The sequence below is a fragment of the Roseateles sp. GW835-FHT13E02 genome (assembly GCF_058794035.1).
On sequence record NZ_JBXAGJ010000005.1, the window covers coordinates 1 to 17,405 of the forward strand.

The window sequence follows — 17,405 nt, forward strand, 5'->3', positions numbered from 1 at the left end:
CGACCCCGGAACCATGAGCCCGGTGGCGGCACGGGCTGCAGGGCCTCACGAGCAAAACCAAAGGCTGCTTCGTGCCGATTGCAGCCGGTTGTTGAATGTCCGTAGAACGAAGGTGAACCGATGAAGATCGCAGCGATTCAGATGGTGTCCGGTCCCGATGTGGCGGCCAACCTCGCACGGGCGCGCCACTGGCTGGCCGAGGCCGCGGCGCAAGGCGCCCGGCTGGCGGCCTTGCCCGAGTACTTCTGCCTGATGGGCTTGCAGGACCGCGACAAGCTGGCGGTGGCCGAGACCGAAGGCGACCCGAGTGCTCCGATCCAGCGCGCGCTGCGCGATGCCGCGGCGGAGCTGGGCCTGTGGCTGGTGGGCGGGACCTTGCCGCTGCGCACCCCCGACCCCGAGCGTGTACGCAATGCCAGCTGTGTTTACGCGCCCGATGGCCGGCTGGCGGCGCGCTACGACAAGATCCATCTCTTCCGCTACGACAACGGCCGCGAGGCCTACGACGAGGGGCGGGTGCTGGAGGCCGGCGCGGCGCCGGTCATGCTGCAGGCCGAGGGGCTGAACATCGGCCTGAGCGTCTGCTACGACCTGCGTTTCCCCGAGCTCTACCGGGCGATGAGTTTTCAGCCGGGCCGGCCGCCCTGCGATCTGTTTTGCGTGCCCTCGGCCTTCACCTACACCACGGGCCAGGCGCATTGGGAGCTGCTGCTGCGCGCCCGAGCGGTCGAAAACCAGGCCTATATCGTGGCACCGGCCCAGGGTGGACGGCATGAAAATGGCCGCAGGACCTGGGGCCACACCATGATCGTTGACCCCTGGGGCGAGGTGCTGGGCTGCCTGCCGGAAGGCGAGGGCCTGGTGCTGGCCGAGCTGGATACCGCGCGCCTGGCCGCAGTGCGCAGCCAGTTGCCGGCGCTGCAGCACCGCCGGCTCTGAAGGTCTGGGCTCCTTTTTCATCTCCACTCTGCCGCTTCGCGCCTCATGCCTGCCATGCCCGATCACCCCATGCCGCGCCGCCGTGCCTTGCTGATGCTGCCGCTGGCCCTTGCGGCGGTGGGCTTGAGCGGCTGCGGCACGCCGGCCGATGCGCCCGCCATGCGCCTGAGCTTGGCCGAGAGCTTGCAGCTGCGCAGCTGGGTGCCGCCCGGCTTGCGCGCGCAAGTGCAGCTGATGCCGGTGTCGGGTGGCCAGCCGACCGGGCGATTCTGGGGCGCCAAGATCAGCAATGCCTCGCTGCAAGAGGCCCTGGAAGAATCGCTGCGCGACACCGGCCTGCATGCGCCGCGCCCGGCCGATGCGCGCTACGAGCTGCGCGTGACCCTGATGCTGCTGGACCAGCCCATGGTGGCCGTGCTGGACGCCAAGGTGGCAGTGACGCTGAGTTACACCCTGATGGAATCGCGCACCGGCCGCACCATTTACGAGCGCAAGCTGCGCACCCAGCACACGGCCGAGTTCGGCTCCGCCATCCTCGACCCCAACGAGCGCATGCGCATGGCCAGCGAGGGCGCGATCCGCAGCAACGTCAATACCTTGCTGCGCGAACTGCTGGAGCTCAAGTGGCCCGATTGATCGCCTGAGTGGTGGCCTGAAGGCTGCAGCCGGGCGGCTGCACCGCCTGTTCAGTCCAGGCCGAAGGGGTTGTCGATCGAATGCGCCGGCTGGCTGAACCAGCGCGGGCCGGTTTCGGTCATGTAGACATGGTCTTCATGGCGCACGCCGAATTCACCGGGCACGCAAATCATGGGCTCGTTGCTGAAGCACATGCCGGCGGCCAGGGGCGTGCTGTCGTTGTCGACCAGATAAGGCCATTCGTGGATGTCCAGGCCGCATCCGTGGCCGGTGCGGTGAGGCAGGCCGGGCAGTTCGTAGCGCGGGCCGAGGCCTGCGGCGGCAATGACGCGGCGAGCGGCGCGGTCTACCTCGCAGCAGGGCGTGCCGATCTGCGCCGCCGCAAAGGCCGCGGCCTGCGCGGCTTGCTCCAGGTTCCAGATCTCGCGCTGCCGCGCACTCGGCGTGCCGAAGACATAGCTGCGTGTGATGTCAGACATATAGCCCTCGACCAGGCAGCCGGTGTCGATCAGCACCATATCGCCCGGGCGCAGGCGCTGTGCTTCTTTCACCCCATGCGGGAAGGCCGTGGCCGGGCCGAAGAGCACGATGCAGAAGTAGGAGCCGCGCGCGCCGACCGCGCGGTGGCCCTCGGCGATGAAGGCCTCGACCTCGCGGGTGCTGATGCCCTCATGCAGGATGCTGGCGGCGGCCTGCTGCACCGCCAGGGTCATGTCGTGTGCGCGCTGCATCAGGGCCAGCTCGGCGCTCGATTTGCGCATGCGCAGCGGCGCCGTCACCGGCTTGGCATTGACCCAGGCCAGGCCCTCGCGCTGCAGGCCGTCCACCACGAACAGCGGTGTGTCCTCGCTGATGGCCAGGCGGCTGGCGCTGGCGCCCAAGCCCAGCTCGGCCAGCACGCGCCGGCACAGCGCGTAGGGGCTCTCGTGCTCTTCCCAGACATGCAGGGCACCGGGCAGCACCATGTACTCGCGCAGCGTGCCCTCTTCAAATGCCGGGGCGATGTACTGCGGCTCGCCTTCGGCCGGGATGATCAGGCCGACCAGGCGTTCGCTCGGGTGCCAGATCGTGCCGCTGAAGTAACGCATATTCGTGCCGGCATGGGCATACAGCGCCGACAGGCCTTGCTGCCTCAGCAGCGCTTGTGCCGCGGCCACCCGCTGGCGGTATTCGGCCAGGCCAATCGGGGCGACCGGCGCGCGGTCTTGGAACTGCCGGGCCAGATGGGCCAGGGCCTCGGATGCGGTGCTGCCGCCCACGCCTCGTGTCATGTTCTGTGCTCTCCGTGTGCAGGGGATGGGGCCATGTGGCCGGTTAAATATATTTAAAGAATACCGCATGATGCCAGCAGGCTTGCGGCGCATCGCGTACAAAGCGGGCCGAGGCAAGCCAACCATCCAACATCGAGAGGCGGAGATTCATGCTTGAACTGATCCTGGGCCTGGTGATTTTTCTGGGCATCCATTCGCTGCGCATCGTGGCCGAGGGCTGGCGCAGCGCCCAAATCGCCCGCATGGGCGCGCAGCGCTGGAAGCTGGTCTACACCCTGCTGTCGCTGCTGGGCTTCGGCCTCATCGTCTGGGGCTTTGGCCTGGCCCGGCAGACGCCCGTGGCGCTCTGGGCCGTGCCCAAGGGCATAAACCACCTGGCTGCCTTGCTGACGTTGCTGGCCTTCGTCCTGCTGGCCGCCGCCTACGTGCCGGGCAATGCGATCAAGGCCAAGCTGCGCCACCCGATGATCCTGAGCGTCAAAGTTTGGGCCCTGGCCCATCTGGTGGCCAACAACACGCTGGCCGAGCTGCTGCTGTTCGGTGGCTTTCTGGTCTGGGCGGTGCTCTGCTTCCGGGCCGCGCGCCAGCGCGACCGCGCCCAGCCGCCCGCCGCCCTCAACAGCACGCCCATCGCCACGGCCCTGACCGTGCTGATCGGCGCTGCTGCCTGGGCCGGCTTCGCCTTCTGGGCCCATGCGGCCTGGATCGGCGTGCGCCCCATGGGCTGATGGGCAGGCATCAAGCCGGCGCGTGATTCAAGCGCCGGGCTCGGGCTGCGAAGGTGCAAGCAGCAGCGCCTTGGCGGCTTCGATGCGCAGCGCCATCGCGATGGTTTCGTCATTCATCACGCGCAGCAGAAAGCGGCGTGGCTCGCAGTCCGGGAATGCAGGGGCCGCATGGGGCTGGGGCGCCGCCGGGGCCGTGCTGGTTGAGGGTGGGGTGGGCGCGCGGCCGATGGTGTGATCCAGGGATGCGAGCGCGGCGCGCAGCTGCGTGGCTGGGATGCAGCTCAGGCGGCTGAGCACCTCGGCTTGGGCCTCGGGGCCGGGCTCGGTGTCCAGCCAAGGCTCTTCGCTGAAGACCGGGGCCAGATCGGGGGCGACAAAGGCGGACCACTGGCCGGGCGCTGCCCGCTGCGGCGGCAGGCTGGGTGCTGTTGTCTGCGAGCTCGAAGTCCACCGCAGCAGCCGTGTCGCCGGCCGGAGCTCGGCCAGGTAGGCGCGCACCAGGGCCTGGAGCAAGGCGTCGGCTTCTGCCGCCAGGCCGTCCTCGGTCAGCGCAAACCAGAGCTGGAATCCGTCGCGGCCGTTGACGGCGATGGCCGGCGCTGGCAGACCCAGATCGCTTTGCACGCCGCGCCAGAGGGCGCCCAAGGCGGTCCAGTCGGCGGGGCGGGCCAGTTCCAGCACGGCCGCGCGCGCCGGTGCAGCCACGGCGGGGTCGTGGCTGCCGTAGAGGCGTTGCAACTCCTGTTGCAGTCGGTTGTCGTTCATGGGGCGCTATTTTGCGGGGTTCAGTGGCCCACCGCATACCGGCCATCGCGAGCCCTTTGGATCAAGTCCCAATCATGGGATGGTCGATCCACTGCGCGATCCCGACACTGCGCCGGTCTTGGCTTTGGGGGGTGAACGATGGGCATGACCGCAACGATTGAATCCACGGATTTCGAGTCCGCAGTTCTGAATCCGGACTTGCAATTGCGCTGCTTGAGCGAGGCGGCGCTCAAGCATCTGGTGCAGGAGCTGAATACCCGGGCCTGGAGTGAGCACAAGCTCGATCTCAAGGCCTTGCAGCGCCAGGCCGACGAGATCGGTTCCGTGCTCGGTCAGGAACCAACGCCGGCCGAAGGCAGCACCGCGCAGGCTCAGGCGGCCCAGATCCACGCTTTGTGCAAGCAAGCGGTGGCCGAAGACGTGGCGTATTCCGAGCTTGTGCTGGGGCACAACCCCACCTTGTTCCCACCGTTCTTCGATGGTGGGCGGCAGGGTGCCGCCGGAGGATTCTTCGGCATCGCGCGCAATGAGAAGTTTCCGAATCTGGGCCGCGTGGGGATCAGCGTGGCGGCCTACAACCCCGGCGGCCATGTGGAGCACAGCTCCTTTGTCAGTGCCTTGACCGTGGCCCCGTCAAGCCGCACGGTCAGCTTCCGGGCCACGGCCGGGGTCAGCGGTGCCTTGACCGCCTTCGGCCTGCTGGGCTATGGCCGAGCCAGTGCGCAGGTGCTCGGTCGGCTGTCGATCTTCGACATGGCCACCCAGTCCTTCCGCAGCGTGGAGGTGCGCAGCAGCATTGGAGAGATCTCATTTGGGCGCCTGGAGTTTCGCGGTCATCAGTTCACGGCCAGAGGCAGCGCCGTGGTCCGCGCAGGGGAGATTCTGCTGCTCTCTGGTGGCCTGCGCGTCACGGCCGGCTGTGGCGGGTTGGGATGCGGTGCGGTGTCCAATCTGCGGCTGCAGTTTGACAGCATGGCGGTGGATTGAGCCGCTGTCGGTTTGGCGCCTCACCGCCTGGCCGGGAAAACCCGTGGGCAGCTGGGTTCATGCTGGGACAGGGCGCTGCTATGCTCGGCGCTAACGCCGCAGCACAGCGGCCCGAACGTGATCGCAGCGGCCCTCTGCCAGCTCGCAAACATGCGTGAATGAGGCCAGGCTCGATCTGATTTGCAAGCTTGAGCGCCAACCGGTGCTGACAGAGGCAGCGCACCATGTCCAGCGGCATTCTCAGAACCTGGAACGACGAACGTGGCTTTGGCTTCATCGCGCCCACCCAGGGTGGGCGCGAGTTGTTTGTGCATATCAGCGCCTTTGCGCAGGATGGCAGCCGGCCCACCGTGGGCGAGACCCTGCACTTTGATCTCGGCACTGGCCAGGATGGCAAGCCGCAAGCGCTGCGTGTCAGGCGCCTGGCTTTGGCTGCGGGTACAGGCCGAGACAGGGAACTGGAGGCGTCGTTGCCGGGCGAAGCCGCGCAGCGGCTTGAGCGCAAGGCGGCGATGGATCGGCATGCCGGAGTTGGCGCTGCTCTCGCCTCGCCGCCTGCGCTCAGCGGCGGTTCGACCTTCTGGCGCGCCCTGGTCTTTGTCGTTTTGATGGCTTCGCTCGGAGCCTACGGTTACAAGCACTACCGGCAGAGCCTGAGCGAACTGCAACGCATCAGTGCCGCTCCGCCCGGCGCAGGGCAAAGCACAGAGCCGGCTCCAGCGCTCGCGCCTTCTTCCGAGTCCTTTCGCTGCGACGGCCGCACGCATTGCAGCCAGATGCGTTCTTGCGCGGAGGCGAGCTACTTCCTGCGTCACTGCCCCGGGGTGCAGATGGACGGCGACCAGGATGGTGTGGCCTGCGAGGAACAGCACTGCGGCAAGGGCTGAGGCAAGGGCTGCGGCTGCCGTCTGAATACCCGCTCGGTTGCGGTTTCGCTCGGGCCTGGCGGCGATACTGCCGCATGCCTGATGCCGCCCGCCTCGTTCCTCCGCAGTTCTATCCCTGTTTGTTTGTGGCCCTGTGGAGCACCGGCTTCATCGGCGCCAAGTACGGGCTGCCTGATGCGCAGCCGCTGACCTTTTTGAGCCTGCGCTATGCCCTGGTGCTGCTCTTGATGGGCGCCGTGGTGCTGTGGACGCGAGCGCCCTGGCCGGCGCGAGGCAGCCGGGCCTGGGTGCACATCGCGGTTTCGGGTCTGCTGGTGCATGGGGTCTATCTGGGCGGGGTGTTCACGGCGATTGCCCAGGGCTTGCCGGCCGGCATCACGGCCTTGCTGGTGGGGCTGCAGCCGCTTCTGACGGCGCTGGGCGCCGGCTTGTTCCTGGGTGAACGGGTGCGGCCAGCGCAATGGCTGGGCCTGGCTCTGGGCCTGATCGGTGTCGGCCTGGTGCTGGCCCACAAGCTGGGCTCTGGGCTGGCCACGCCGGCCCTGCAAGCCATGCTGCTGCCAGCGTTTGTCGCCCTGCTGGGCATCACCGCGGGCACGCTGTATCAAAAGCGTTTTTGCCCGGCGTTTGATCTGCGCACCGGCTCCCTGATTCAGTTTCTGCCCTGCCTGCTTCTGACCGGCTTGGCGGCCTGGGCTGGGGGGGAGAGCCTGGAAGTGCGCTGGAGCGGCTCGTTTGTGTTTGCCCTGGCCTGGCTGGTGTTGGTGCTGTCGCTGGGGGCGGTCAGCTTGCTCCACATGCTGATTCGCCAGGGCAGCGCCGTCCATGTAGCCAGCCTGTTCTACCTGGTGCCGCCGACCACGGCGGTGTTTGCCTGGGCCTTGTTTGGCGAGACCCTGCACGGCCTGGCTCTGGCCGGCATGGTGGTGGCGGTCACCGGGGTGTGGCTGGCGCGGCGCTGAACTGAGCGGCCTCAGCCACTCAACGCCAGAACTTGCCGTCGGGTCCGATGATGGCCAGATCGGCATAGTCCATGCCGGTGTGGTCGCTGCTGCTGAAGCGCAGTTCCAGGCCGCCGAGATCGATCTTGCCCAGGCCGTCGAGTGCGCGCAGCAGGCCGGCGCGGTTCAGGTCCTTGCCGGCCTTGCGCAGGGCGGCCACCAGCACCTTGGCGGCGGCAAAGCCCTCGACATTGGAGGGCGTCAGTTCCTTCAGGCCCGCGGCCTTGGCCAGCTCCTGGGCCTCGCGGATCATGGCGGTGTTGAGCGAGCGCTCGGACGGGAAGACCTGGCTGACGATGATGCCGCGGCCCAGGGTGTCCAGCTGCTTGATGAAACCCGAGGAGGCGTTGTTGGACAGGGTCACGACCTGGGCGGCCGAGCCCGCGGCACGCAAGGCCTTGATGCCATCGGCCACGGCCGCACCGGCGCCGATGAAGAGCAGGGCCTGGGCATCGGCCTTGGCCAGCTGGGCCATCAGCGGCGCCATCTCGGGCTTGTCGCGTGGGAACTTCAGGTGGGCCAGGGGCTGCAGCTTGGCGGCCTGCAAACCCTTGAGCGCGCCGGTGGCCGCGTCGGCACCAAAGCTGTCGTCCACCTGGACCAGGGCGATACGGGCCATGCCCATGCCGGCCAGGTGCTGGATGGCGCGTTCGGCCTCGCGCTGGTAGGTGGCGCGCACATTGAACACATACGGGTTGACCGGCTTGTGCAGCAGCATGGCGCCGGTCGAGGGCGCCACCAGGGCCAGCTTGTGTTCGGCCAGCAGGGGCAGGATGGCCTGGCTGTGCGGCGTGCCGCGGTTCAGGAACAGGGCGATCACGCCCTGGTCGATCAGCTTCTTGGCGTTCTCGGCGGCCAGGGCGGGCTCGAACTTGTCGTCCAGCGAGATCAGCTCGATGGCCTGGCCGTTGACGCCCCCGGCGGCGTTGATCGCGTTCAGGTAGAGCTTGGCGCCCTCGGTGGTCTCCTTGACCCCGGCGGCCACCGGGCCGCTGAACCCCGCCGTTTGGCCGATCTTGATCTGGGCCATGGCGGTGGCCGTCAGGCCCAGGCTGCAGCACAGGGCCAATGCAAGGCGACGCAAGGGGATCATGGTGGGCACGCTTTCTCGTTGAGCTCGATGTTCATTCTTGAACGGCTGCGATTGTGGCAAAGCCCGTCCGACTCGCCCGGGCCGAAACGCGGCCTCTGTGTGAGCAAATGATTCAGATCCCGGGTTTCGTGACCCGCGCGGCGCCTGGGGGTGAAAGAACCGCTGCCAACTCGCCCCAGACCAAGGCCCGCTCACCCCATTTGCTTGGCGCTCGCGGGGGAGGGCGGCGATGCTTCGGCCATGAACACACCCAGCCCCTCCATCACCCCGCCGAACACGCCCGCGACCGAATCGCGGCTGTTCTTCATCGACTGGTTGCGCATCCTGGCCTTTGGCCTGCTGGTGCCCTATCACGTGGGCATGTACTACGTGAGCTGGGGCTGGCATGTCAAAAGCCCCGCCGCCAGTGAGACGCTGGAGCCGCTGATGCTGATGAGCTCGCCCTGGCGTCTGGGCCTGCTGTTCTTCGTCGGCGGCGTGGCCCTGGCCCAGGCCTGGGGGCGCGAGCAGGCCTTGCGGCCGGGCCAGCCCTCCGGCCTGCTGCGTCAGCGCAGTGCCCGCCTGTTGCTGCCCTTGGTCTTCGGCATGTTGCTCATCGTGCCGCCGCAGAGCTATTTCGAGGTGGTGCAGAAGCTGGCCTACCCAGGCTCTTACCTCGAGTTCATGCGGCAGTATCTGCAGGGCTTTGATGGCTTTTGCTTCGCGGAAGAAGGCCGTCGCAAATGCCTGAGCCTGCCCACCTGGAACCACCTCTGGTTCCTGCCTTACCTCTGGGTGTATGGCTGGATCGGCATCACGCTGCTGCGCCGCGCGCCGGCCTGGCTGGCGGGTCTGGGTCAGCGGTTAGCGGGCCTGGGACCCTGGGGTCTGCTGCTGGGCCTGGCCCTGCCGCTGATGCTGGCGCGCCAGTTGGCCGGTGCTTTCCCTTCCACCCACAACCTGACCTGGGATTGGTACAACCACGCCCAATACCTGAGCCTGTTCCTGATGGGCATGGTGGCCTCGCAGGCCGGGCGGGCTTTTTGGCAGCGCCTGAGTGCGCTGCGCTGGCCGGCCCTGGTCGGCGCCGTGCTGGCCTGGGCGCTGCTGATGGTCTATTTCGAGGCCTATGCCAAGGCCACGCCGCCGGAGGGCCTGCGCGCCCTGATGCGCTGTGTCTGGGGTCTGCTGCAATGGTGGGCCACGGCGGCGGCTTGCGGCTTTGCCTTCCGGCATCTTGATGTGGACTCGGCCTGGCGCCGCCGGCTCAGCGCTGCCGTGTTCTGCGTCTACATCCTGCATCAGACGGTGATCGTGCTGCTGACCCAGGCCCTGGCGCCCCTGCACCTGGCGCCGCTGCCCGAGGGCCTGCTGCTGATCGCTGCCACCTGGGCATTCTGCACGCTGGCTTATGGGGTGGTTCGTGCATGGCTGCCAGCGCCGCTGGCCTTGCTGCTGGGCGTGGATCGCCCCAAGACCCCGGCCGTGCAGGCCGGCCGTTCCGCCGCGACAATCGGCAGCCTTGTCCCCCACACCACCACCGCCGAGGCGGGCCCAGAGGCCCGCTGAGCACGAGGAAGCCGATGAAATACCTGCACACCATGGTCCGCGTGACCGACCTGGAGCTTTCGCTGAAGTTCTACCGCGATGCCCTGGGCTTGGTCGAGGTGCGCCGCAGCGAGCACGAAGCCGGCCGCTTCACCCTGCTGTACCTGGCTGCGCCCGGCGATGAAGCTGGCAAGTACCAGCCCCAGGTCGAGCTGACCTACAACTGGCCCGATGCCAATGGCCAAGGCGAGGTCTACACCGGTGGCCGCAATTTCGGCCACCTGGCCTTTGCCGTGCCCGATATCTACGCCGCCTGCCAGCGCCTGGCCGACCACGGCGTGACCGTGCTGCGCCCGCCGCGCGACGGCCGCATGGCTTTTGTGCGCTCGCCCGATGGCATCTCGGTCGAGCTGCTGCAGGACGGCCCGGCCCTGGCGCCGGCCGAGCCCTGGGCCTCCATGGCCAACACCGGGTCCTGGTAAGCCCAGTTCTCAGCCCGTGCCGCTGCCGCTCTTTTTGCGGCTTTGTTCCAGCTGCGCCCACAAGGCCTCGGCCTTTTGGGCCGCCTCCTGGCGGGCCGCTTCGCCGAGCTGCTGGTAGTCCTGGGTGCGCACAAACCAGTCGGCGCTGAGCTCATCGCCCGAGCGGCGGGCGATCAGGTTCCAGGCGGCCGCATCGAGCGGCCGTTTTTCCAGCAGATAGGTCTCCGAGATCATGGCCGCGGCATGCAGATTGCCGCGCAGGTAGGCCTCGGTCAGCGCCGTGCGAGCCGCTTCGCGGTAGGGGAAGCCGGGCTCGTGCTCGGGGTCTTGGGGCTTGCCGTCGAGGGCAAACAGATAGCGCTCGGCCAGATGGGTCAGGGCTTGCACATCCTTGGCGGCGGCGGCCTGACGCAGCTGGGTCAGTGGCATCTGGTAGTAACGCTCGTGGATCTGATAGCCCAGGCGACGCAGGTTCTCGTTGATGGCCTTGTCCTCGGCACTGAGCTCGCCCTGGGGTGACAAGGCATCGGCCGCTTCGGTGGACGCGCCGGCCATCTGCCAGGGGTTGTCATGGCTGTGATCATGGGCCGCGTGCTCGTGCCCGGGCTCGCTGGCCTTGGGGCCGCGCGGCAGGGGCTGATCCACGGCGCCAAAAAGATCGCGCAAGGCATTGCCGGGTTCGGCCGGCTGCGAGGCGGCGGCGGCACGGGCCGCTTGCTCGGCCGCTCGGGCTTGTTCCTGGGCTGCCTCGTCCTGCTGCCACCAGACCATCAGTCCGCTGGCCAGCAGGGCGGCGGCCATGCCCCAGCGGGTGGGAGTCATGGCCGCTTTCATCAGATGCGGGTCAGGCAGGCGTTCAGACCGTTGGCATAGCCGTAGCGCGAGTAGTAGTCGCGCTGCGACGGCGTGCCATGGGTCGAGTAGTCCGCCGCGGCCCGGGCCGAGCGCACGGCCGACTCAATGAAGCTGGGGTAGCGCAGCGTGGTCTGTGCGTACTTGGCAAAGGTGCCGCCGACGCAATCGGCCTGCAGCTCTTGCATGGGCGCGCGCTTGTTGATGCCGCGGGTGAACTGGATCGAGTGGCCCCACTCGTGGGCGATGATGAACTTGGCCACGTAGTTGCCGTAGCTGTTCTCCTGGCCTTGCAGGAAGGAGGTGCCGACGCTGATGGTGTAGGGGCCGCAGGCAAAGGCGCTGGGCGAGGGCTCGCCGCAGGCGCGCTGGTTCACATACACCGTGGGGCGGGCATAGCCGCCCAGCTGGCCGCGGATCTCGGTGGCCGAGTTCTGGATGTAGGTGTTGTTCACCGTGGCGGCGCCGGCGGGCATCAAGCCCAGGGCCAGGGTCAGGGCAGCGGCCGCTTGGGCCAGGCCGTGAATGCGTGCAGTTTTCATGGCTGTTGTTCTCTCAGGCTGTGTTGAGATGAGGAAGAAAAGAAGGCCTCACCGGGTGAGGTGGGGCCGTCGCTGCGCACACGTCAACAGCTTGTGCGCCTGCCTGAAAGTATGGGCAGGCCGTCAGCCTCCCGGCTGAGGGTTTCCATGGCAAACCCGCGTTAACCCGCCTGCAAGCTCTTACAGGGCGAGGCCGCAATGAGACAGTTCAGTCGCTGTAGCCCCAGGGGGCCGGCGGCGGCGGCACCGGCTGGCTGAGGTCGAAGTCGACGCGGAACTCGCGGCTTTCACGCAGCAGGCGGTAGCTGAAGCTCTTGAGCTCGGTGTGGATCATCAACTGCCAGATATTGCCGACCGAAGCGGCCATGCCCTGGCGCAGGAACAGCTCCTGGCTGTAGGGGTCGGCCGGGAAGGACTGCAGTTGCGGCCAACCGGCCTCGCGGGTGTGGCCGCCGTACATGGTCGACGCATCGCTGCGGCCATCGGCTTTGCGGTGGTCATGCTTGAGGCTCAGGCCCGAGCCGGTCTGGCTGATGATCCAGGTGCGGGAATGATCCTCTCCGACATGGAAAGGGATCTGGATCTCGCGCTCGCTGCAGCGCCGCACATGCATCAGCAGACGGCCTTCAAAGCCGCGGCCGCTCTTGGGCTGGTCTTGCACCACGCGGCCTTCGAAGGCCTGTCCGCAGAGGCTGCGCAACTGGTCGAAGAATTGCTGATGGGCCTGCACCGAGACCAGGGGTGCCGCTTGCACCACCGGGCTTGTGGCCGGTGCTAGGCTCGCTGCCGGGGCCAGCGTGTGGCTGCAAGCCAGCAGCAGGGCGGCAGTCCAGGGGCCGGTCGATCGGGGCAGGGCAGGCATGGTGGGCTCGTTTTCCTGGGGTTCGCTGCGGAGGGGGGAAGGCGCGCTCAGCGCCGGCCGAACATCATCTGCCGCGCCAGCGCCTTCTTCAGCGGCGGGATCTGCTGCAGCCCGGCCAGGGCCAGGCCGCGCACGGCCGGTAGACCCGGCCAGCGCCAGGCGAAGCTGCGGGCCAGGAAGTCGGTGGCCGCGATCATGCTCCAGCGGTCGGGGGCGCGCTGCCACTCGACCCGGCGCAGCGCCTGGCTGACCCAGAGTGCCGGCAGCCCCGGCTCGCTGCTGCGGGCCTGGCCCTGCACCAGGGCCTCGACAAGCGCATAGGCATCGCGCAGGCCCAGGTTCAGGCCCTGGCCGGCGACCGGGTGCAGGGTCTGGGCGGCATTGCCGATGCGCACGACCTGACCCTCGACCAGGCTGCGCTTGGCGTTCAGGCCCAGGGCAAAGCATTTGAGCGGGCTGATGCCCTGCAGCGTGCCCACGCGCGCCGGCAGCAGGCTCTGGATCACGGCCAGGCGCTGCGCGTCGCTGAGCGAGGCGATGTCATCGTCGGCCTGGGGCATGCACCAGACCAGGGCCGCGCGGCGTTGACCGTCGCGCGGGCGCAGCGGCAGCAGGGCCAGCGGGCCGTTGCGGGTGAAGCGTTCGAAGGCCAGACCCGGCGGGCTGTCCTCGGCCAGGATGACGCTGCCGACCCAGGCGTTCTGCTGGTAATCGTGCGAAACGGCCTTGCGCGCCTGCTCGGCAAACACGCCGCCCTCGGCCACCACCGCCAGATCGAAGCTCTCGGCCACGCCGGCATCGATCTCCACCCCGGGCGAGAGCGGCTTCAAGCCCTGCACCGGTGTGCCAAAGCGGCTGAACAAGCGGCCCGGCTCGGCCTGCACGCGCGCCTGCCAGGCGGCCTGCATCGGCGCCACCAGCTGGCCATAGCTGAGCACCGCGCCCAGCTGCGGCACGCCTTGCTCGGCCGCGCTCAGGCGCACCTCGGGCTCCTGGCTGGGGCCGAACAGCGGGTGGCTCAGCGTGGGCGGCGCCTGGCTGACGCTGACCTCGAGAATCGCCTGCGCGGCCTCCGCATCCCAGGCCTGCAGGCGCTGCAGCAGCTGCACGCTGCCCAGAGCCAGGGCCAGGGTGCGCGGGTCGCCCGACACATCCTGGTCCAGCGGCCGCGCGTCGAACAGCGTCACCTGGGCTTGCGGCAGGCGCTGCGCGGCCAGCAAGGCCAGGCTCAGGCCGGCCGGGCCGGCGCCGATGATGGCCAGGCGCAGCGGTGTGGCGTCGGGGGTCGAGGAGGACGTGGGAGAAGAGGCGGGCATGGGTGCAGCAGCGGGGCGAGAAGAGGCCGGCTAAAGCGGGCAAGTTGGCACTATAGCCAGCGCCGACCCGCCCGCTGCCCGGATGGTCTTCAGCCGCCGCAGCTGCCCCAGGTCTTGCCCTGGTCGGCGCTGCACTCCTTGCGGCTAGTGCCATCGGCCAGGGTGCTGGTTCGAGTCCAGGGGCCGGTGTTGCTCTTCTCGATGGTGATGCGCAGCTGGCTGTCGTCGGTGGAGCGCTTGAGCCAGCTGAACACCGGGAGCTTGACCTCGTCCTCGAAGCGGTAGCCGCTGGCGGCCATGCGCTGGATCACGCTGGCGAAGTCCAGCTGGGCGCTCTTGCCCTGCAGCCGCTCCCAGTCCTTGAGCAGGGCGTGCTCGGGCTGCTCGGCATAGAAGCGCAGATTGCTCAGATAGGACACCTGGCCCACCCGGTAGTCAGTGTAGTACTCGCGCAGGCCCACGGGGCCGGGGCTGGCCGCATGGGCCGCGTTGAAGCAGGCTTGCGGATCGGCCTCGCGCTTGGGGTCCTCGTAGTGCACCACCAGCTCGTATCGCACGCCGTCCTTGCTCTGTTCCACGGCCTCGTTGAGCTTGCACAGGTAGTCGCTGCCATCGTTCTGGAAGTTGTAGGCGGTGCGGGTGGTCTTGAGCGTGGCGGCACCCCAGGGCTGGCTGTCCTGGCGACGCAGATTGAGCACGCGCTGGATCTTGCTCAGGTTCTCGTCCAGCACCACCCATTCGTTGAGGTAGCCGCTGGGGCGCCAGACCGAGGCGTTGCGATACCAGACGCCGGCTTGGTCATCGAACTGCCGCGTGCCGCGGCCGCGGTAGACCTCGGCGCGGATGAAGGTGGCGTCGGGGTACTGGGCGTGCAGCTGGCGTTTGTAGGCGTAGCCGGCCTTCAGACCCTTGACGATGTCCTGGGCCAGCTTGTAGCTCTGCTCGTCCTTGGACTTGATGAAGTCGTCATGGATGCGTGCTTCCGACAGGTTATGTCGGCGCACCAGATCGCCCATCACGGTCTTGATCTCGTGGATCATGGTTTCGCGCAGGCTCTGGTTCTGGCGCAGCTGCTCGCAGCTGCTGAGCTTGGGGTCGCTGGCAGTGATGCGGGTGCGCACCTGGTCCCAGATGGCGGTGGTCAGGGGCGAAATGTTCAGCACCTGATCCACGCTGATGGGTTGGAACTGCGGGGCGATGGCCATCTGGTAGGCCTCCTTCACCGGGCCGCTGTCTTCGTCCACCGCGCCCACGGGCACGTCCACGTAGAGCGTGGAATACGGCAGGCAGGCGCGTTGCGGCTCGCTCAGCTCCAGCTGGTAGGCTCCGGCGGCTTTGGAGACGGTGGATGGCTCATCGGCATCCTTGAGGTGGTTGCCGTTGATGTCCAGCCAGACGGTGGCGCCGCTGACATAGCCGTCGATGACCTTGCCGCCTTGCACCGACAGCTTGGCCGGCGGCGGCGGCGGCGGTGGCGTGGTTTCGCTGCCGCCACCACCGCCACAGCCCGTTGCCGTCAACGCCACCAGCCCACTGGCGCACAGCGCGCCCCAGCTCAAGCCTGCTTTTTCCATCGTCCCTCGTCCTTGTTTTGGTCGAAAAAGGCGCGAGTCTAGGCTGGGGCTTCCCGCACGCCCCTCAGGGTTCCCCCTGGGTTTGTGGCGCGCTCCCCCGACAGAGGGGGAAATTCAGACCGCCACGAGGCGGCGCTGGCCTTGGCCCGGCAGCACCTTGAGCGATTTGCCCACGCTGGCCGTGTACTCGCGGCTGGTGATGGTGCTGACGTAGACCCAGTCCGAACGGCATTCCTGCGCGGTGGCGGTGATGACCATGAAGCCGCGGCGCGAGGTGTCGGCATATTCCAGCGGGCCGATCAGCTGGGTCAGCGCGCCGGCCAGCACCTGGGGCGTTTCCTTGGGCAGGTAGACCTCGAAGCCCGGCGAGGTGACCGACGAGGTGGCGAACTCCACGCCCACCTGGTTGCCGGCCAGGTCTTGCAGATCGCTGGCCCAGGCGTTGTGCGTGTCACCGGCCAGCACCACCAGGTTCTTGTTGAGCTGGCGGGCCGTGGCGAGGACTGTCTCGCGTGCGGCGGCGTAGCCGTCCCAGGCATCGAGGTTGTAGGGGATGGAGGGCTGGGCCAGCACGGCGCGTTCTTGTGCTGTCAGCGTGGCCGGTGCCAGCTGCGACTTGGCCACCATGGCGGCGTAGGCCGAGACGCTGACGCCGGTGCCCGGGTAGTTGGCTTCAAACAGGATGGGCGCGGGGATGTTCATGCGGCCCATCAGCACCTGTTGGCCCAAGACCTGCCAGGTGGCGCCGGAGGCGGCCAGTTGCTGCTGCAGCCAGCCGTTTTGCGCCGCACCCAGCAGCTGGCGGTCGGCCCGGGCCATGTCCTTGCCAAAGCTGACGGCGTCGAAGCCGTTGGCGCCGGTGTACTTGGCATAGTCCAGCGGCTCGTCGCGACCGACGATGCGCGTGTCCAGCATGTGCAAGTCCAGCAGATTGCCGAACGTGAAGCTGCGGTAGATCTGCTCGGGGTTCGTCTGGCTGCGGATCGGCATCCACTCGTGGTAGGCCTGGATGGCCGCTGCCTTGCGCTTGGCGTAGTCACCTTCGGTCGCGGGCTGGTGGTTCTCGGCGCCGTTCATCCAGGCGTCGTTGGTGATCTCGTGGTCGTCCCAGACGGCGATCATCGGCAGCTTGGCATGCAGGCGCTGCAGGTCGGCATCGGCGCGGTACTGGGCGTAGCGACGGCGGTAGTCGTCCAGGGCGATGGTTTCGCCGGCCGGCTCGACCTCGCGGCCCAGGGTTTTGGCCTGCTCGCTGGCATAGCCGCCACGGCCATATTCGTAGAGGTAATCGCCCAGGTGGACGGCCACATCGAGATCGTCGCGCTTGGCCGCCTCGGCGTAGACGTTGAAATAACCGGCCGGGTAGTTGGCGCAGGAGAACACGGCCATCTTCACCTGACTGACGGCGTCGCCGCTGGGCAGGGTCTTGGTCTTGCCGACCTCGGAGTTGCGGCCGTTGCAGCTGAAGCGGTAGTAGTAGCTTTGGCCGGCTTGCAGGCCGGTGGCGTCCACCTTGACGGTGTGGTCGCGCGTTGCGGCGGCCTGGGCCGTGCCCGAAGCGATCACGGTCTTGAAGTCGGTGTCGCTGGCCACTTCCCAGCGCAGCGTCAGCTCACGCAGATCGCTGCTGTCGGCCGCGCGCACGCGGGTCCACAGGATCACGCGGTCGTTCTGCGGGTCACCGCTGGCCACGCCGTGGGTGAAGACCACGGGCAGCGCCGGCGGCTCCTTGCTCTCCGGGCTGCTGTCGCTGCTGCCGCAGCCGCTCAGGCTCAGGGCGCCCAGCAGGCCGCTGCCGCTGGCGGCCAGGGCCACGGAGCCGCGCACGAAATGCCGGCGGCTGCTGTCGCCGAGGGCGGGCTGGAGGAGATTGTGTTGCTTGGTGGGCGTCGTCATGGTGCGGTGGCGAGGGTTGCGGCAGTGTCTGCGAAGCGGCGCATTCT

The 17,405-nt window shown here is 68.0% G+C and carries 17 protein-coding genes; 8 read left to right on the forward strand and 9 right to left on the reverse strand.

The window, feature by feature from the left end; translation table 11 throughout:
• Positions 1-120: 120 nt before the first annotated feature.
• Both AC1Q6P_RS06180 and AC1Q6P_RS06185 read left to right on the forward strand, forming a co-directional pair.
• Complete coding sequence (locus AC1Q6P_RS06180) at positions 121-939, forward strand: carbon-nitrogen hydrolase family protein (protein ID WP_492664964.1); 819 nt, start codon at positions 121-123, stop codon at positions 937-939.
• A 54-nt stretch (positions 940-993) separates the two neighbouring features.
• Complete coding sequence (locus AC1Q6P_RS06185; RefSeq protein WP_492703105.1) at positions 994-1,575, forward strand: hypothetical protein; 582 nt, start codon at positions 994-996, stop codon at positions 1,573-1,575.
• Between the two features lie 50 nt (positions 1,576-1,625).
• Here the strand turns inward: AC1Q6P_RS06185 and AC1Q6P_RS06190 are convergent, their stop codons facing one another.
• Positions 1,626-2,846 carry a M24 family metallopeptidase gene (locus tag AC1Q6P_RS06190; RefSeq protein ID WP_171828103.1) on the reverse strand — a complete coding sequence of 407 codons (1,221 nt, stop codon included), beginning with the start codon at positions 2,844-2,846 and terminating at the stop codon, positions 1,626-1,628.
• 149 nt (positions 2,847-2,995) lie between these two features.
• Between AC1Q6P_RS06190 and AC1Q6P_RS06195 the strand changes: the two genes are divergently transcribed.
• Positions 2,996-3,574: an NnrU family protein gene (locus AC1Q6P_RS06195; protein WP_492664962.1), complete on the forward strand. Its 579-nt coding sequence runs from the start codon at positions 2,996-2,998 to the stop codon at positions 3,572-3,574.
• Between the two features lie 27 nt (positions 3,575-3,601).
• Here the strand turns inward: AC1Q6P_RS06195 and AC1Q6P_RS06200 are convergent, their stop codons facing one another.
• Positions 3,602-4,339: a hypothetical protein gene (locus AC1Q6P_RS06200; protein WP_492664961.1), complete on the reverse strand. Its 738-nt coding sequence runs from the start codon at positions 4,337-4,339 to the stop codon at positions 3,602-3,604.
• A 144-nt stretch (positions 4,340-4,483) separates the two neighbouring features.
• Here AC1Q6P_RS06200 and AC1Q6P_RS06205 point away from each other — a divergent pair, with 144 nt between their 5' ends.
• From AC1Q6P_RS06205 to AC1Q6P_RS06215, 3 genes are all read left to right on the forward strand, one after another.
• Entirely contained in the window at positions 4,484-5,326 is an 843-nt protein-coding gene (locus AC1Q6P_RS06205; protein ID WP_492664960.1) for a hypothetical protein, read from the forward strand.
• Positions 5,327-5,550: 224 nt separating this feature from the next.
• Positions 5,551-6,213 (forward strand): cold shock domain-containing protein, encoded by a 663-nt coding sequence (locus AC1Q6P_RS06210; RefSeq protein WP_492664959.1) that lies wholly within the window; start codon positions 5,551-5,553, stop codon positions 6,211-6,213.
• Positions 6,214-6,287: 74 nt separating this feature from the next.
• On the forward strand, positions 6,288-7,175 hold the full coding sequence (locus AC1Q6P_RS06215) for a DMT family transporter (RefSeq protein ID WP_492664958.1): 888 nt from the start codon (positions 6,288-6,290) through the stop codon (positions 7,173-7,175).
• 19 nt (positions 7,176-7,194) lie between these two features.
• Here AC1Q6P_RS06215 and AC1Q6P_RS06220 read toward each other — a convergent pair whose 3' ends face one another.
• On the reverse strand, positions 7,195-8,307 hold the full coding sequence (locus tag AC1Q6P_RS06220; protein WP_492664957.1) for an ABC transporter substrate-binding protein: 1,113 nt from the start codon (positions 8,305-8,307) through the stop codon (positions 7,195-7,197).
• 240 nt (positions 8,308-8,547) lie between these two features.
• On the opposite strand from AC1Q6P_RS06220, the gene AC1Q6P_RS06225 reads away from it, so the two are divergent.
• On the forward strand, positions 8,548-9,855 hold the full coding sequence (locus AC1Q6P_RS06225) for an acyltransferase family protein (RefSeq protein WP_492664956.1): 1,308 nt from the start codon (positions 8,548-8,550) through the stop codon (positions 9,853-9,855).
• A gap of 14 nt (positions 9,856-9,869) precedes the next feature.
• Positions 9,870-10,316 (forward strand): lactoylglutathione lyase, encoded by a 447-nt coding sequence (locus AC1Q6P_RS06230; protein ID WP_492664955.1) that lies wholly within the window; start codon positions 9,870-9,872, stop codon positions 10,314-10,316.
• A gap of 9 nt (positions 10,317-10,325) precedes the next feature.
• Here the strand turns inward: AC1Q6P_RS06230 and AC1Q6P_RS06235 are convergent, their stop codons facing one another.
• From AC1Q6P_RS06235 to AC1Q6P_RS06260, 6 genes are all read right to left on the reverse strand, one after another.
• Positions 10,326-11,138 carry a hypothetical protein gene (locus AC1Q6P_RS06235; RefSeq protein ID WP_492664954.1) on the reverse strand — a complete coding sequence of 271 codons (813 nt, stop codon included), beginning with the start codon at positions 11,136-11,138 and terminating at the stop codon, positions 10,326-10,328.
• A gap of 11 nt (positions 11,139-11,149) precedes the next feature.
• A complete protein-coding gene (locus AC1Q6P_RS06240; RefSeq protein ID WP_207795953.1) occupies positions 11,150-11,710 on the reverse strand; it encodes a neutral zinc metallopeptidase in 561 nt (186 codons plus the stop codon).
• Between the two features lie 208 nt (positions 11,711-11,918).
• On the reverse strand, positions 11,919-12,572 hold the full coding sequence (locus AC1Q6P_RS06245; protein ID WP_492664953.1) for a hypothetical protein: 654 nt from the start codon (positions 12,570-12,572) through the stop codon (positions 11,919-11,921).
• A 47-nt stretch (positions 12,573-12,619) separates the two neighbouring features.
• Positions 12,620-13,888 (reverse strand): FAD-dependent monooxygenase, encoded by a 1,269-nt coding sequence (locus AC1Q6P_RS06250; RefSeq protein WP_492664952.1) that lies wholly within the window; start codon positions 13,886-13,888, stop codon positions 12,620-12,622.
• 89 nt (positions 13,889-13,977) lie between these two features.
• Positions 13,978-15,462 (reverse strand): hypothetical protein, encoded by a 1,485-nt coding sequence (locus AC1Q6P_RS06255; protein WP_492664951.1) that lies wholly within the window; start codon positions 15,460-15,462, stop codon positions 13,978-13,980.
• Positions 15,463-15,576: 114 nt separating this feature from the next.
• Positions 15,577-17,358 carry an alkaline phosphatase D family protein gene (locus tag AC1Q6P_RS06260; protein WP_492664950.1) on the reverse strand — a complete coding sequence of 594 codons (1,782 nt, stop codon included), beginning with the start codon at positions 17,356-17,358 and terminating at the stop codon, positions 15,577-15,579.
• Between the last annotated feature and the right edge of the window lie 47 nt (positions 17,359-17,405).

Coding starts and splice junctions, on each gene's coding strand:
- AC1Q6P_RS06220 (WP_492664957.1), bottom strand. CDS start 8,307: ATGATCCCCTTGCGTCGCCTTGCATTGGCCCTGTGCTGCAGCCTGGGC.
- AC1Q6P_RS06255 (WP_492664951.1), bottom strand. CDS start 15,462: ATGGAAAAAGCAGGCTTGAGCTGGGGCGCGCTGTGCGCCAGTGGGCTG.
- AC1Q6P_RS06180 (WP_492664964.1), top strand. CDS start 121: ATGAAGATCGCAGCGATTCAGATGGTGTCCGGTCCCGATGTGGCGGCC.
- AC1Q6P_RS06245 (WP_492664953.1), bottom strand. CDS start 12,572: ATGCCTGCCCTGCCCCGATCGACCGGCCCCTGGACTGCCGCCCTGCTG.
- AC1Q6P_RS06215 (WP_492664958.1), top strand. CDS start 6,288: ATGCCTGATGCCGCCCGCCTCGTTCCTCCGCAGTTCTATCCCTGTTTG.
- AC1Q6P_RS06210 (WP_492664959.1), top strand. CDS start 5,551: ATGTCCAGCGGCATTCTCAGAACCTGGAACGACGAACGTGGCTTTGGC.
- AC1Q6P_RS06250 (WP_492664952.1), bottom strand. CDS start 13,888: ATGCCCGCCTCTTCTCCCACGTCCTCCTCGACCCCCGACGCCACACCG.
- AC1Q6P_RS06230 (WP_492664955.1), top strand. CDS start 9,870: ATGAAATACCTGCACACCATGGTCCGCGTGACCGACCTGGAGCTTTCG.
- AC1Q6P_RS06200 (WP_492664961.1), bottom strand. CDS start 4,339: ATGAACGACAACCGACTGCAACAGGAGTTGCAACGCCTCTACGGCAGC.
- AC1Q6P_RS06195 (WP_492664962.1), top strand. CDS start 2,996: ATGCTTGAACTGATCCTGGGCCTGGTGATTTTTCTGGGCATCCATTCG.
- AC1Q6P_RS06235 (WP_492664954.1), bottom strand. CDS start 11,138: ATGACTCCCACCCGCTGGGGCATGGCCGCCGCCCTGCTGGCCAGCGGA.
- AC1Q6P_RS06260 (WP_492664950.1), bottom strand. CDS start 17,358: ATGACGACGCCCACCAAGCAACACAATCTCCTCCAGCCCGCCCTCGGC.
- AC1Q6P_RS06225 (WP_492664956.1), top strand. CDS start 8,548: ATGAACACACCCAGCCCCTCCATCACCCCGCCGAACACGCCCGCGACC.
- AC1Q6P_RS06190 (WP_171828103.1), bottom strand. CDS start 2,846: ATGACACGAGGCGTGGGCGGCAGCACCGCATCCGAGGCCCTGGCCCAT.
- AC1Q6P_RS06240 (WP_207795953.1), bottom strand. CDS start 11,710: ATGAAAACTGCACGCATTCACGGCCTGGCCCAAGCGGCCGCTGCCCTG.
- AC1Q6P_RS06185 (WP_492703105.1), top strand. CDS start 994: ATGCCCGATCACCCCATGCCGCGCCGCCGTGCCTTGCTGATGCTGCCG.
- AC1Q6P_RS06205 (WP_492664960.1), top strand. CDS start 4,484: ATGACCGCAACGATTGAATCCACGGATTTCGAGTCCGCAGTTCTGAAT.